The organism is Henriciella algicola (assembly GCF_003576245.1).
GTDB classification, from domain to species: Bacteria; Pseudomonadota; Alphaproteobacteria; order Caulobacterales; family Hyphomonadaceae; genus Henriciella; species Henriciella algicola.
In genome coordinates this window covers 767,940-782,521 of record NZ_QWGA01000003.1, presented here as the reverse complement: position 1 = coordinate 782,521, position 14,582 = coordinate 767,940, and the positions used below count along the sequence as shown (strand labels likewise).

The 14,582-nt window shown below is 61.1% G+C and carries 14 protein-coding genes and 1 other RNA gene; 3 read left to right on the top strand and 12 right to left on the bottom strand.

Annotated features, from left to right (window positions below; translation table 11 throughout):
* Positions 1-2: 2 nt before the first annotated feature.
* From D1222_RS04200 to ssrS, 3 genes are all read right to left on the bottom strand, one after another.
* A complete protein-coding gene (locus D1222_RS04200; protein WP_119452953.1) occupies positions 3-1,463 on the bottom strand; it encodes a lipopolysaccharide biosynthesis protein in 1,461 nt (486 codons plus the stop codon).
* Positions 1,464-1,498: 35 nt separating this feature from the next.
* Entirely contained in the window at positions 1,499-2,359 is an 861-nt protein-coding gene (locus D1222_RS04195) for a DMT family transporter (protein ID WP_119452952.1), read from the bottom strand.
* A gap of 62 nt (positions 2,360-2,421) precedes the next feature.
* A non-coding RNA gene (gene ssrS / locus D1222_RS04190) (6S RNA) lies at positions 2,422-2,578 on the bottom strand.
* A 206-nt stretch (positions 2,579-2,784) separates the two neighbouring features.
* On the opposite strand from ssrS, the gene D1222_RS04185 reads away from it, so the two are divergent.
* A complete protein-coding gene (locus tag D1222_RS04185) occupies positions 2,785-3,177 on the top strand; it encodes a DUF4168 domain-containing protein (protein WP_119452951.1) in 393 nt (130 codons plus the stop codon).
* A 171-nt stretch (positions 3,178-3,348) separates the two neighbouring features.
* Positions 3,349-3,876: a hypothetical protein gene (locus D1222_RS04180; RefSeq protein ID WP_119452950.1), complete on the top strand. Its 528-nt coding sequence runs from the start codon at positions 3,349-3,351 to the stop codon at positions 3,874-3,876.
* 74 nt (positions 3,877-3,950) lie between these two features.
* Here D1222_RS04180 and D1222_RS04175 read toward each other — a convergent pair whose 3' ends face one another.
* Both D1222_RS04175 and D1222_RS04170 read right to left on the bottom strand, forming a co-directional pair.
* Complete coding sequence (locus tag D1222_RS04175; RefSeq protein WP_119452949.1) at positions 3,951-4,337, bottom strand: RcnB family protein; 387 nt, start codon at positions 4,335-4,337, stop codon at positions 3,951-3,953.
* Between the two features lie 99 nt (positions 4,338-4,436).
* A complete protein-coding gene (locus D1222_RS04170; RefSeq protein WP_119453724.1) occupies positions 4,437-4,847 on the bottom strand; it encodes a VOC family protein in 411 nt (136 codons plus the stop codon).
* 191 nt (positions 4,848-5,038) lie between these two features.
* Here D1222_RS04170 and D1222_RS04165 point away from each other — a divergent pair, with 191 nt between their 5' ends.
* Positions 5,039-5,566, top strand: a complete 528-nt coding sequence (locus D1222_RS04165; protein WP_119453723.1) for a DinB family protein — start codon at positions 5,039-5,041, stop codon at positions 5,564-5,566.
* A gap of 257 nt (positions 5,567-5,823) precedes the next feature.
* Here the strand turns inward: D1222_RS04165 and D1222_RS04160 are convergent, their stop codons facing one another.
* The 7 genes from D1222_RS04160 to dnaN all read right to left on the bottom strand — a co-directional run bounded on the left by D1222_RS04160 (position 5,824) and on the right by dnaN (position 14,499).
* Positions 5,824-6,180, bottom strand: a complete 357-nt coding sequence (locus tag D1222_RS04160; protein ID WP_119452948.1) for an endonuclease domain-containing protein — start codon at positions 6,178-6,180, stop codon at positions 5,824-5,826.
* A gap of 435 nt (positions 6,181-6,615) precedes the next feature.
* Positions 6,616-7,530: an AbiTii domain-containing protein gene (locus D1222_RS04155; protein WP_119452947.1), complete on the bottom strand. Its 915-nt coding sequence runs from the start codon at positions 7,528-7,530 to the stop codon at positions 6,616-6,618.
* A 3-nt stretch (positions 7,531-7,533) separates the two neighbouring features.
* Positions 7,534-9,957, bottom strand: coding sequence for a DNA topoisomerase (ATP-hydrolyzing) subunit B (gyrB, locus tag D1222_RS04150; RefSeq protein ID WP_119452946.1), 2,424 nt, complete (start codon positions 9,955-9,957; stop codon positions 7,534-7,536).
* Positions 9,958-10,152: 195 nt separating this feature from the next.
* Entirely contained in the window at positions 10,153-10,917 is a 765-nt protein-coding gene (locus tag D1222_RS04145) for an enoyl-CoA hydratase (protein WP_119452945.1), read from the bottom strand.
* Between the two features lie 99 nt (positions 10,918-11,016).
* Positions 11,017-12,117: a sensor histidine kinase gene (locus D1222_RS04140; protein WP_147371814.1), complete on the bottom strand. Its 1,101-nt coding sequence runs from the start codon at positions 12,115-12,117 to the stop codon at positions 11,017-11,019.
* A gap of 141 nt (positions 12,118-12,258) precedes the next feature.
* Positions 12,259-13,371 (bottom strand): DNA replication/repair protein RecF, encoded by a 1,113-nt coding sequence (recF, locus tag D1222_RS04135; protein WP_119452943.1) that lies wholly within the window; start codon positions 13,369-13,371, stop codon positions 12,259-12,261.
* 9 nt (positions 13,372-13,380) lie between these two features.
* Entirely contained in the window at positions 13,381-14,499 is a 1,119-nt protein-coding gene (dnaN, locus tag D1222_RS04130) for a DNA polymerase III subunit beta (protein WP_119452942.1), read from the bottom strand.
* Positions 14,500-14,582: the final 83 nt, after the last annotated feature.

Sequence of the window (14,582 nt, the reverse complement as noted above, 5' to 3'; positions counted from 1 at the left end):
TGTTACGTAGCTGGGGGCTCGGTGGATGCGTTGAGCCTGTCTTGCACGAATGACCGGGCACCTCCAGCATCAATCGCAAGCGCTGCTGCCGCATAGACGATGGCGCCCGCAATGGCTTTCGCAATGAGCTCCGGCCACCCGCCAAACTCGGGAATAATCGCGATGGCGGGCCACATGGCGAGAGAGGCGACAAGGATTTTGAGGACTGGCAGAACCGGGAACGGGAAAGCGATGTAACGCCTGCCGCGCCCGGCAATCACCAGAATGCCAATCACATAGCTCGCAATCGTGGCCGCAACGGCGCCGATAATGCCGAATTGCGGGATCAGGATCAGATTGGCGACGATGTTCACGCCAGCCGGGATCAACATGAGCAGCGCCTGCTCGCCCGTCTTCTGCGCGAGCTGAAACGCTTCGACGTAATAATGCATCAGGAGGCCGTTCATCAGGCCGGCAAAGGCGATCCACGGAATGATCCGCGCCGCCTGTTCCCGAAGGTCCTCGCCGATCAGCGCTTCGGAGAGTGGCTCTGCGACAAGCGCCAGACCCATGGCGGCAGGCAGTCCGATGAGCATCATGGTGGAGACCAGACCGCTTGCCTCACGACGCGCGGCCTCAGGGCCTTCTTCTTCAAAGGCAGCGAGGACCAATGGCTGACCTGCCATGGCCGCCCAGGCACAGAGCAGCAGGATGGTCTTGTCCGCGACGCCATAGCCCGCCGCATACGCCCCGACAGCGGCCTCCCCGATGAAGAGTGAGATGAGAAAGCGGTCTGCAACGGACAGTAACAGGTCGAGCGACAGGGCTGCCGCAATCGGCAATCCATAAGCGTAATAGGCGCGAATCTTGTCGGCGCGCGGAGAAGCGCCCTTCGCCTGCTTCTGTAGCCAGAAGAGTTGAGGAATACCGACGATGAGACCGGCCACCACCAGACCCATGAATGGGGCTGCGGCTCCAGCATCCGTCAGCCAGGCGATCACGGCCCCGATCGCAAATCCGCCAAGCAGCTTGAACGAATATACGGCGACGTATCGCTGAACCTGCTGGCTCGCGCGATGGGCCTCCAGCGTGGCCTGAACCAGTGTTCCGATCGGCATGGAGAGCGCGATCCACGGCAATATCTGCAGGTAGCGCGGCATGTGCGAAACGGCCGCCGCAAGTGCCACCATGGCGAGCGCCGCAAGCAGGAGTGAACGCAGCAGCAACGCCCTGACCGTGGCAAAATGCTCGGCCAGTGCCCGTTCACTTTCAGCGCGCGCCTTGGCGGTGTAGCGATAGGCAGCCGCTTCACCCGGTGCCAGCGTCAGCGTGTGGATCAGCGCCATCACAGACAGCATCAGCGCATAGCGGCCATATTCCTCCGGCCCCAGCAGGCGCGTGAAGACATAGACCGCCCCGAAAGAGGCGAGTGCGCTGGCGAGGTTGGCCGGCAGGTAGCCTGCAAGATGGCGGGCGAGTTTCATGAGGCTGCCCCTAGCAGCTATATCCGAAAGGAGGATTAAAGGCTGGTCTCAAGCAGGAGGAGGCCCGCTGCGAGGACGCAGGCCGCCACGATTCGGCGCGGCCCAAACCCTTCCTTCAGGAAGACCGCCCCCAGGATCGCCCCGAACACGACAGAGGTTTCGCGCATCGCGGTCACGGTGGCCGCGTCCGTCATCGAAAAGGCGAGCAGCGCTGCGCCATAGGAGATGACCGATGAGACCCCGCCGACAGCGCCGCCAATCAGCTGTGGGCGCAGGCGCTTGAAAAGCTCGCCGCGCCGCGTCCAGACGGTCACGGCTGTGGTGCCGAGCCAGTCGAGCATGAAGAGCCAGACGATGAAGGTGAACCGGTTCTCTGCGAGCCGCACACCGTAAGCGTCCGTCACAGAATAGAGCCCGATGCCGAGCGCGGTCAGGCCTGCCCACATCAGCGCGACCCGGTCGAGTGAGGCCTGATCCAGAGATTTTCCGGCAGGCAGGGCGAACACGATCAGCGCCAGTGTCGCAAGCGCCAGACCCGCCCAGCCCAGCAGTGTCGGCATTTCCTGGAGCGCAAAGACCGCAATGATCGCGGTGGCCAGCGGCGCAAGCCCGCGCATGACCGGAAAGACGAGCGACAGGTCGCCCCGGTGAAGGGCGCGGATCATGAAGAACTGGTAGACCCAGTGCGCGCCGATCGCCATCGCGATCGCCGGCCAGAGCGCGGCTTCTGGAAACGGCACGAAGAAGGCAAAAGGCAGAACGCAGAGTGCCGAGGTGATCGACAGCACCATACGCGCGCTGAGCACGTCTCCGCCGCGTTTTACCGCAAAATTGGCAAGCGCGACTGTCACAGCGGACAAGAGGCAGAGCAGTAGGGGAAGCGTGGTCGCTGACATGGCCTGCCCTGTCAGGCTGGAGCGGCCTGATTGTCAAGCTGGATGCGCGCGAAAAGGAATGCACAAGGACCACATGCGCCGTCTTAGCGCTCGTGTCCCGTCGACCTAGTAACTAGGTGGGTGCCGGTTAGGATAGGCCACGGCCAGTCCCAGCGCCAGCTCCCTTGACGGAACGTAAGGTCGGCGGACAGCTGGCTTCCTCGAACGCCGCAGCCCTTGTGCTATCCCATGAGATAATGCGCCGGCTGGGGTTTGAACAGGGGCAATGCGCGTTCGCCAGCTGTCGCGCGGTCGGCGTGTCATAAATGACAGTGCCTTCATGAAAAACCATTAAATTACAAAGCGCTCACATCCGCGTCCTACGGGTTGAACCGTCGCTTTCGATCTGATTGGCTCCTCCGCGCAAACAAGGAAAGGAGACCTCCATGTCTCTCAACAGATTTCGTTTCGGTGCTGGCGCCGCGCTCGCAGCAGCCATGACCCTTGCGGGCGGCGCAGCCGTCGCACAGCAAAGCATGCCGCAAGCGGCCCAGCCGCAGATGCAGCAGCCTGAGATCGACCCGGTCAGCGATGCAGAGATCGAGCAGTTTGTCGCCGCAAATGGTGCGCTGACAGAGATTGCCGAAGAAGCAACGCCGAAGCTGCAGGCCGCAGAAGATCAGGCCGCCGCTCAGGAGATCGAGGCCGAAGCACAAGCCGACATGATCGCAGCCATCAAGGCTGAAGGCCTGACCGCGCAGCGCTTCACGCAGATCGTACAGCTGGCACAGGTCGATGCTGAGCTTGCCACCAAGATCCGCACGGAAATGAACAGCTAGAACGCTGTTAATGCGTGATTATTCAAGACGGGGCCCTGCCGGTACGGTGGGGCCCTGTTCTTTGGCAGAAAGAATGTCCGCCCCCTGCTCGTCCGGTTTAGGGCTTGTCTTGGTCACCCTGTGGTGAGACGTTTCCCTTAGGTGCAGGCATCAGGCCTGCGGGAGGTCCGGATGATGAGATACTTTCTGCTAGCTGGCGCGCTTGCGCTTTCCGCCTGCGGAGGCGATGCGCCTGACGAAGAGACCGAGACCACGCCTGTTGAGGCAGGCCCGATGACGGGCGATGAAGTCCCGATTGAGCAGCAACCCCTGCCAGAGATCGTTTCGCCGTTGGCAGATGCTGAGCCACTGACACCCGGCACCTATTGCTATTTCCGTGACGACGAGAACGTCACCGAAGGCCTCGAAGTCATGGTCAATGATGACGGCACGGTAAGCGGCGACAATTGGGGCATCATCCACCAGGAGGCGGCTGGCTATTACGCGGCCTTCGCAACAGTCCTGACCAGCGGCATGATCGATGACACAGCGGCCGTGATGTTCGACACACAGACAGATGTTGACGGCGACAGCCAGCGGGGCAGCGCCATCTGGTATCTCGCCGCCGAAGGCGCCGTCCCGGACGGGCTCGACATCATGCTGGAGCCTGCCGAGTGCGAAGGCCTCGAAGAGCGGGTTCAGGAGGCAGGCGCGCCTTAGCCCCTCGTCAGAACGGCATGAAAAAGCCCCGGCTTTTCAAGGCCGGGGCTCTCTTCTGTCTGGCTAGCGGCTGACTAGTTGAGCAGCTGCGTCACAAGCTGAGTCGCCAGCTGGACCATGACGATGTCGCCATCGACTTCGGCATAGTAATAGCCGTCGCGCGGGGCGCGCAGGCCATAGCGGTCATAGTCACGGATCACGCGGTAATCGCTATAGGTGCGGCCATTATACCGGATGGCGTCGCGGCGGCCCTCTTCATAACCTTCGCGGTAGGCGCGTTGCTCGTCGCGGCGGTCATCCCAGCGGTCGCGGTAGTCGCCGCGATCAACACCTGGGGTGCACCAACCCTTTTTAGCGTGGCCTGGCGGGCAGTGCTGCGGATCAGCAAAGGCTGGGGTTGCAGTGGCTGCAAAAGCAGCGGCGGCAGCGCCATAAGCGCCGAATTTAATGAGCTTTTTCATGGCTTCTTGTCCTTTCGATGCGTTCTGCACAACATCTAAACGGACATGCGAATAGAGCAGTTCCCGGGCCGACCTTGTTATCTCGCGTTCAGCTTGGCTCTATTTGGCAAAGAGGCGGGACATATCGGCGAATGCCTTGATTTCTATGGCATTACCTGACGGGTCGGTGAAAAACATAGTCGCCTGCTCGCCCGGTTCGCCCTTGAAGCGTATATAAGGCTCGATCAGGAAATCCACTTTGCCTTCAAGGCGTTGGCGAAGTGCCTCCCAGCTCTCCATGTCGAGAACCAGCCCGAAATGGCGCACTGGCACCCCTTTTCCATCCACCTCATTGGTTTGCGCCGTTCCGCACAGCTCTGGGGCGAGATGGGCGACGATCTGGTGGCCATAGAAGTCAAAATCGACCCATTCCGGGCTCGACCGGCCTTCCGGGCAGCCCAGAAGCTCCCCGTAAAAGCTGCGCGCGGCGGAAAGGTCGTGGACCGGAAAGGCAAGATGAAAGGGATGCATGAGGCGGAAACTCGCGTGGAAGCCCCGGCGGGTCAATCTCGATTTTCCGGTCGGATGGTGTGGGGGAAACGTGAGCGTCTGGACGGTGCAGTGACGGTGCACTGGCGGTGTATGGGCGGTGTTTTTTGGCGGTTCAAGATTTTCGCAGGTTTTTCGTCCCACCCGGTCGTTGAGCCGCTATGGTGGTGGCCATGTCCAGTGACCTCAAAGCGGTGCTTCTGCGCCAATATGACATGGCGTGGCGGCTTGCCGAACTTCACCTTGACGCCCTCACCACCGAGGACTGCCTCTGGCGTCCGGGAGGCGAAGCGGGCCTGCATGTCTGGCGTGATGACGCGTCGGGTCGCTGGCACGCCGACTGGCCGGATCGCGAAGACTATGAGATCGGGCCAGCCAGTCTCGGCTGGATCACCTGGCATCTCATTTTCTGGTGGCAGACGGTACTCGACCAGAGTTTTGGAGATGGCCAACTGGCGCGAGAGAATGTGCTCTGGCCTGGATCTGCCGACGGCGTCCGAGAGGAGGTGCGCGCTCTTGCGTGCCGCTGGCGGGCTTTGGTCGAAGGGCTCGATGACGAAGCGCTTACGAGCTCGGGCCTGACACGTTGGCCTTTCAAGGAGCGGCCTTTTGCAGAGGTGGTGGCTTGGGCGAATGTAGAGCTCATGAAAAGCGCATCGGAGATGGGATACGTGCTCTTTCTGAAGCGCGGCGCGAAATAGGCCGGGGGGCGATGGACCCTCAGACGGGCTGGCGCCCGTCGAGGGTGACGCCTGATTGGAGCAATGGCGCGTGACGGCGCGCGTCCTTCGACTTCGCTCAGGATGAGCGCCTCTTCGCTATCGTCCCAGGAGGCTCATCCTGAGCGAAGTCGAAGGACGAGCCTGAGCGTTATGGCCTAGGGCTGCTCGGCGTTCGTTGCACCGAGCCCTTACAGCGCCGGAGCCTGCAGTGCTCATCCTTCCCGGCAGAGGGGAAGTCACCTGTTTTGAAGTTTGGCGATTTCATCTCTTACGACCGCAATAAGATGGTCGCCGCTCATCGCAGTCTCTGCTGGGACGCGCATCACATGCCAACCGGCCGAGCGAAGCCTGGCATCGCGTTCGGTATCGTTCTGGCGGATAGTTTCGAGGTCATGGATCGCACCGTCTATTTCGATCACCAGCCGCAGGGACCGGATCGCGAAATCGACGGTCAGCCCTTCGATGCTGACCTGACGCCTGACCGCATAGCCTTCCGCACGCAGCTGGCGAAGCGTCTCCCACGCCTTCTGCTCAGGCGCGTTCGCGCGTCGACGAAGCGACCGTGCGCACCGGGTCGATGGGTATTCGCTCATCAAGCGACTATCGCCTCGGTTGAGAGGACTCGAAAGCGGTTCCTCTATCGCCCCCTTCTCCCGGCCTCGGGAGAAGGGCCGGGGATGAGGGCCGAAAGGCTAGTTCTTGGCGCAACGTCGATGGACGTCTCCGGCGCCGGAGCCCTCACCCCTGAACCTTGTCGGGGTAAAAGGTCCACTGGACCTTTTACTGACCCCTCCAAGCCCGCAATCGGGAGAGGGGCGGCGTTTCGAATAAAAGGTGGGGCGTCTGTCCCATCTGTTCAGTCCCTCAAGGCCAAGCGGGTCCGCCGTGGCTCCGGTAGCCTTGACCGCCTGCAACGGACTGACAGAGGCTGGCTATGGCTGAATGGCAGGAACTGCATTCAGCCTAGTGCACCCAAGCATTAGCGTTCGACAGTATCTTCCAACCGCCTCTCGCCTAACACATGGGATTTATATCGCCTGCAACAATGACGCAATTAAAGCTGAAGCGCCCTGAGCCGCCAAATTTCCTGTCGCGCCTTCAAGGATGTTTTTAAGCGACTGAAGCGCTCCGAAAATGAAACTTTGATCGGGTTCAGTTTTTTTTATTTCGGCTCGAATTTGCTCTGAAAGCTTTTCGGTTGAAGCTATCAGTTCCGGCGGCAAACTGGCTTTGGCGGATTCAATCTGATCAAGGGTGTTCGAAACGTTCTTCAGGTTTATTTTCTGCGTAACAGTAACGGTGTTTGCCACATTGGAGCTACCATCGACGTTCCCGAGCATCCCCACATTTTGAATGAAGTATTGATTGCTGATGCTTGTGCCCTTTTCGACCTTGTCCTCGGTGAAGTCGCTGTCTTCATCTATGACTCCCTCGGTGGAAAGCTCCAAGGACCAATCAAGAACCAAGTTCTTGACGGCTTCAACAATCTTGGTCGGCAAGTTGGTGGGAATTACGAACCGGAGCTCTGTTTCAAAAAAGTCACCTGATGCGCGAAGCAAGCGTCGAATCGCTTCTTCCTTCGACGGCCCGCAACTGAGCGTAAGCGCAGAAGTAAGGTCCTTTTTGCTTAAGGCCCAGATAGTTGAAATTGACTCGGGTAAACGCGCTTCGCACGCAACTTTCGCCAATTCTTCTGGAAAGATTATCGGGCACCAACCGTTATATGGGTTCCAAAATTGCCACTTTCCCTGCGTCTCGCGGTATTCCGGGATTTCTTCCTCTGGAACGGACGTATAGCCATTCAGTTCATTGTTAATCCACTTCAAGGCTTCATTTGAGCCTAGATTGGCGGCTACCACCTTGCATTTACGCAGAAGTGCGACGAGGTCAGAGTCCGCCTTAATTGCATCCTTTTGAATGTCTTTGACCAGCGAAGTGGACATTGCCTAAACATCCACCTCAGCTTCCAGCGCATTCTCCTGGATGAACTCGCGGCGGGGTTCGACGACGTCGCCCATGAGGCGGGTGAACATGTCGTCGGCGTCGTCGGCGTGGGCGACTTTTACCTTGAGCAGGGTGCGGGCGTTGGCGTCGAGCGTGGTTTCCCAGAGCTGGTCGGCGTTCATTTCGCCAAGACCCTTATAGCGTTGGATCTTGAGGCCCTTGCGGCCTGAGGCGAGCACGGCTTCGAACAGGCCGACCGGGCCATGAACGATGACTTCGCCGGACTTGTCATTGCGCAGGATGGCCGGGTTCTCATAGAGGTGGCGAACATGCTGGGCGTGGCTGTTGAGGCGGATCGCGTCCTGGCTGGCGAGCAGTGAGCGGTCCAGTACGGCTTTCTCTTCAACCGAGCGCACTTCACGGCGGAGGGTCAGGTTGCCGTCCTCGAACGTGCCTTCCCATGTGTCCTCGCCTTCCTCAGCGATGAGGTTGAGGCGTTCGGCCGTTCTCTGAGCATTCGTCTCATCCGCGTCAGGGGCGAGCGCGCCTGCAATGGCGGCCTGCTCTACGATATGGCCCGGTGCGCGCAGCGAGAGGCGCCAGAGGGCGGTCTTGAAGGCGGCCGCGTCGCGTACATTGGCGCGAAGGTCTTCGCCTGCGATCTGCGTGCCGTCCTGCAGGACCAGCGCCTCGCCGGTTGTGCCCTCTTCGATGAGATAGTTATCCATCTCGATATCGTCTTTGAGATAGCGCTCAGAGCGGCCGCGGCTCACTTTGTAAAGCGGCGGCTGGGCGATGTAGAGATAGCCCTTTTCGATGATCTCCGGCATCTGACGATAGAAGAAGGTCAGAAGCAGGGTGCGGATGTGCGCGCCGTCGACGTCGGCGTCAGTCATGATGATGATCTTGTGATAGCGCAGCTTGTTGATGTCGAATTCATCGCGGCCAATGCCGGCGCCGAGCGCCATGATCAGCGTGCCGACCTGGTCAGAGCTCAGCATCTTGTCGAAGCGGGCGCGTTCCACGTTGAGGATCTTGCCGCGTAGGGGAAGGATGGCCTGATTGGAGCGGTCGCGGCCCTGTTTGGCCGAACCGCCTGCAGAGTCACCCTCGACGATGAAGATTTCGGACTTGGACGGGTCCTTTTCCTGACAGTCGGCAAGCTTGCCGGGCAGGGAAGTGATGTCGAGCGCGGTCTTGCGGCGGGTCAGCTCACGCGCCTTGCGGGCGGCCTCACGCGCGGCAGCGGCCTCGACGATCTTCTGCATGATGCCGAGCGCTTCCTTCGGGTTCTCCTCGAACCATTCAGAGAGCTTCTCGCCCATCAGGCTCTCGACCACGGGGCGCACTTCAGAGCTGACGAGCTTGTCCTTGGTCTGGGAGGAGAATTTCGGGTCAGGCACTTTGACAGAGAGGACGCAGGTCAGGCCTTCGCGCGCGTCATCGCCGGAGATGTCGACCTTTTCCTTTTTTGCGATGCCCGTTTCGGACGCGTACTTGTTGATGATGCGGGTCAGCGCGCCGCGGAAGCCGGCAAGGTGGGTGCCGCCATCGCGCTGCGGGATGTTGTTGGTGAAGCAGAGCACCTGCTCATGATAGCTGTCGGTCCAGGCAAGCGCTGCCTCCACCGTGATGCCGTCCTTCTCGCCGACTGCATAGATCGTGTCCGGGATCAGCGTCTGGCGCTGGCGGTTGAGGTGCTCGACAAAGGCTTTGACGCCGCCTTCATATTCAAGGACCGCCTCATAGGCTTCAGGCCCGCGCTCATCACGGAAGACGATCCGGACGCCGCTATTGAGGAAGGCGAGCTCACGCAGGCGGTGCTCCAGCGTCTTGCGGTCATATTCGGTCATGGTGAAGGTCGCCGGGCTCGCCATGAAGCGCACGGCCGTGCCGGTGAGGACACTGCCATTGGCGCGGTTCGGGCTGGTGCCAACCTCTTTCAGGGGCGCTTCCACTGCGCCGCCATCAATGAAGCGGACAAAGTGCTCCTTGCCATTGCGGTGAATGCGAAGCTCCAGCCAGTCCGATAGCGCGTTGACGACCGACACGCCGACGCCGTGAAGGCCGCCAGACACCTTGTAGGAGTTCTGGTCGAACTTACCGCCCGCATGGAGCTGGGTCATGATGACCTCGGCGGCAGACACGCCTTCGGTCTTGTGCATCTCGACCGGAATGCCGCGGCCATTGTCAGTGATCTCGGCAGAGCCATCGGCGTGCAGCGTGACGGTGACTTCGTCCGCATGGCCGGCAAGGGCTTCGTCGATCGCATTGTCGACGACTTCGTAGATCATGTGGTGAAGGCCGGACCCGTCATCGGTGTCACCGATATACATGCCAGGGCGCTTGCGGACCGCTTCGAGGCCTTTGAGGACCTTGATCGAGTCGGCGCCATATTCGGGCATGTTGTCTGTCGGTTCAGCCATGGGAGCGTGTCGCTTTCTGATTCGTCACAATTGCCTGAAATTATAGAGGATTTGTGTCAGAAAGGGAAATGAGGGCGCCGTTTCGGCGCCCGGTATTCCGGTGTGTTTTCAGGGGCTTGCGAGGGGGCGCGACGAGGCCTGCAAAAATTTGCTGCAGGCCCTGTCGAGCAGAGCCTCTGAGAGGGCGAAAATCGCCTAGTCCTTGAAGACCGGTGCGCGCTTTTCGCGGAAGGCGGCAGCGGCTTCGGCAAACTCGGCGGACTGGAGCTGCTCGGCAAAAATGCGGCCCTCAGCCTGCATCTGATCGGCGATCTGTTCGCGCGAATGGTTGATCAGCGCCTTGGATTTCAGGACCGCATTTGGCGGCGACGCGGCAATCTTGCTGGCCGTGTCCATGGCGGTTTTCATAAGGTCGCTATCTGCCACCACGCGGGAGACAAGGCCGCAGGCGAGGGCTTCATCAGCGCTGAGGATACGGCCGGCCAGCAGGACTTCATTGGCCATGGAGCGGCCCACAACGGATGGCAGGGTGAGCGAGGAGCCCGCCTCTGGCACGAGGCCAAGCTGGGTGAAGGGTGCGCGGAAGTTGGCGCTCTCGGCGGCAAAGGAGATGTCGCAATGGAGCAGCATGGTGAGGCCGACGCCGATGGCCGGGCCGTTTACCGCAGCGATCAGCGGCTTTTCAGCGTCGCGGATGGCATTGAGGAAGCGGGTGACGGGCGGCGTGCCGCTCTCGCGCTCATCAATGGAGGCGAAGTCTGAGAGGTCATTGCCTGCGGTGAACATGTCGCCTTCGCCAGTGAAGACGATCGCGCGGATGGACTTGTCACTATTGGCACCATTCACCGCGTCGGCCATTGCGCCGTACATGGCCTGCGTCAGCGCATTCTTGCGCTCCGGGCGGGCGATGGTGATGGTCAGGACATAGTTCTCAAGGTGGGTCTTGATGTGCTCGCTCATGGCAGGCGGCTCCGCTTCTGGCTGTGTTTCAGGGATGCTTTTGGCGCAAGCCCCCCGCCTGAGGCAAGAGGTGCCTTGGGGGCGGGCAACGGGTGGGGCTCAGGCCTGCTCGACAGCCAGCACGCGCTCTGGCAGGGCAGAGACGGTGTAGCGGTAGCTGCCGGGCTGAATATCGACTTCGGCTTCGCCGCCAAACGTCTTCGGCGCGATACGCTTCAGGATGACGCTGCCGAAGCCGCCTTCGGCTTTCTTGACGCTCGCATCAACGCGCGGCGTTGCGAGGTTCTCTTCCCAGGAAAAGCTGAGACCAGCGCCGGACGACCAGCCGAAACGGGCCTGGCCACCTTCACCGCCGAGGGCGCCATGCTTGACTGAATTAATGCCAAGCTCGTGCAGCATCAGCGACATCGCAAAGGCCGCGCGCGGCGTGATGTCGAAATCACTTTCAGCCACGACCTGCACCACGGGTTCGCCCGCGCCGGCCTCGAACGCTGCGAGGGTCTTTTGTGCAAGCTCCCTCATGGAGACTGATTGGGTGCCGCTCGAAGCGATCAGCGACTGGGTGAGGGCAAGCGCATTCACCTTCTCGCGAAGGCGCGAGACGTATTCCTCATGCTCGAGATCTGCCTTGTCGAGCAGGGAGATGAGCGACGAGACGTGGGCATACATATTGCCCATGCGGTGCTGAAGCTCCCGGTTGATGACGGAAAGCTCGCTCATTTCGCGCAGCTTTTCATCCTTCTCGATGAGGCCAATCACGCTGTCGGCAATGTCGCGCAGGATCTCGCGGTCCGTATGGTCAAAGGTCTCCCGCGGCTCATAGTCGATCACGCAAAGCGTGCCGAGCGCATGCCCGTCCGACGTGATGAGCGGCGCGCCGGCATAGAAGCGGATATGAGGCTCACCCGTGACCAGCGGATTGGAGACAAAGCGCGGATCTTTCGTCGCATCCAGGACGACTGTGATGTCAGTCCGCTCAATCGCATGCGTGCAGAAGGAGATGTCGCGGCTGGTCTCCTTGCTGTTGAAGCCGTGACATGATTTGAACCATTGGCGATCACTATCGATGAGTGAAACCAGCGCGGTCTCGACTTCCAGCGAATTGGCAGCCAGACGGGTCAGCCGGTCAAAGCGCTCATCCTGCTCACTGTCGAGCAGGTTCGTATCTTCCAGCGCCCTCAGTCGCTCTGCTTCGCTCATATTCCCAATGCGCACCTACGCAATCGATGCGGGTGTGCCTCCATAAAACTCACCACAAAAGTGTTCAGTAAATGTCCTGATTACAAGGCCGCGTGGGCAGGCGAACACTTGCCCGAAGTTAAAAAAGGACGGGAAAAAGGTCTAGGCCAAAATCGCTGCGCCGCCTGCGTCAACTTCGATATGCTGGGCGCGGTCCCCAAAGGCATCGAAGAGGAAGCGTTCGGTGCCGGTCAGCCAGCTCTGGCCGGGCAGAGCGCTTAGCTCATCGAAGAGGGCGGCGCGCCGGTTTGCGTCGAGGTGGGCAGCTGCCTCATCCAGCAGAAGGAGCGGGGCGGGGCCGCCGCCGTCTCCGGCGAGTGCCGTCGCGGAGGCAAGGATGAGGCCGATGAGCAGAGCCTTCTGCTGCCCGGTCGAGGCATCGCCCGCAACCATGCCAGTCGGCCGGTGGATGACTTTGAGGTCGCTGCGGTGCGGGCCGGTCAGCGTGCGACCCGCAGCGGCGTCGCGCCGTCTCATGGAGCGATACGTCTCAGTGAGGCTTTCGAAGATGGTCTTGAAGTCTTCGCCAGCGGCAGCGGAGGTTTCAGCTTCGCCCTCCAGAGAGAGGTCACCCTTTGGGAAATAGCCTTCGGGCCGCGCATCGACCGCCGCTTGCAGGCTTTCAAGGACGCTCGCGCGGTTGATCGCAAGCTCGGCGCCCGCCTCGGCCATACGGGTCTCGATCGCGTCGGCCCATGCGGGGTCAACATGGCCGCGTTCGAGCAGGGCGTTGCGCTCTCGCATGGCGCGTTCATACCGGGCCGCCGCCGTGCCGTGAGAGGGAATGTGCGCCATGACCTGGCGGTCAAAGAAGCGCCGACGGTCAGACGCGCCGCCGCGAAAGATGGAGTCCATGGCAGGGGTCAGCCAGACGATGCGGACAAGCTCTGCGAGGTCACCGGCCTGTGACGGGGCGCCGTCGATGCGGATGACGCGCTTGGCAGAGCCGCCATCTGTTTCGAGGCCGACGCCAATGCGGCGGTCGTCAAGGTTGGCAGAGACGGTCCAGCCGCCTTCTGCGCCATGACGCGTCAGCTCAGAAAGTGATGCGCTGCGCAGCCCGCGGCCCGGCCCAAGCTGCGAGATGGCTTCCAGAAGATTAGTCTTGCCCGCGCCATTTGACCCGAACAGGCAGACATGCCGCCCGTCGAGATCAAGCGACAGGCTCTCATAATTACGGAAATCCTTGAGGCGCAGGCGGGTAAGGGCGGTCATCGCCCTCGCTTACACCCGAAGCGGCATCAGCACGTAACGTGCAGCCGGATCTGCAGGATCAAGGATGAGGGCAGGGGAAGCCGGGTCGTTCAGCATGAACTCTGCGTCTTCCGCCTCAATCTGCGCGGTCACGTCGAGCAGGTATTTGGCGTTAAAGCCGATTTCCATCGCGTCCGCGCTGTAGTCGCACTCAATCTCTTCATGACCCTGACCGGTCTCGGCCGAGTTCACGGCGAGCACAAGGCGGCCATCGTCGAGCGAGAGTTTGACCGAGCGCGAGCGTTCCGCCGAAACGGTCGAGACGCGGTCGACAGCGGACTCGAACGCCTTGTTATCAATGACGAGGCGCTTGTCATTGCCCTTCGGGATGACGCGCTGATAGTCCGGGAAGGCTCCGTCGATCAGCTTGGATGTCAGCACGGCGCGGCCTGCGCGGAAGACGATCTTCGTCTCTGAAACGGAGACCGATACATCGCCGTCAGCACTGTCGATCAGGCGGCGCACTTCGGCAACGGCCTTGCGCGGAACGATGACACCGTCGAGGCCTTCGGCGCCGGATGGCGCGTCACAATCGGCCAGCGCGAGACGGTGACCATCGGTTGCAACGGCGCGGAGCACCTTGCCCTTGTCGCCATCAGCTGTGTGAAGATAGACGCCGTTCAGATAGTAGCGCGTCTCTTCGGTGGAGATCGCAAACCGGGTCTTGTCGATAAGGCGGCGAAGATCGGCGGCCTCGACATCGAAGGTCACGGCACCATCATCGCCCGTCATGGTCTGGAAGTCGCTGGCCGGGAGCGTTGGCAGCGCGAAGTTTGCGCGGCCAGAGCGGATCGTCAGGCGGCGGTTTTCCGGGTTGAGCTCCAGCTCGACATCAGCGCCGGATGGCAGCTTGCGGACAACGTCGAACAGTGTGCCGGCTGGCGCGGTGACCGCGCCTTCGCTGGCAATGGTCGCGTCGGCGCTATCGACGGCCTCGATGTCGAGATCGGTCGCGACGAAGGTGACTTCGCCGCCCTTTGCTTCCATCAGGACGTTGGAGAGGATCGGAATGGTGTTGCGGCGCTCGACCACGTTCTGCACGTGCGACAGCGCGTTGAGCAGGTCACTTCGTTCAATCGTCAGCTTCATGCGTCAGCCCATTACAACGGCCCCGTTCAGGCCGCATCCTTTCCTGCCCGTCTGCACGGGCGTTAAACTCGAATCGGCCCGCC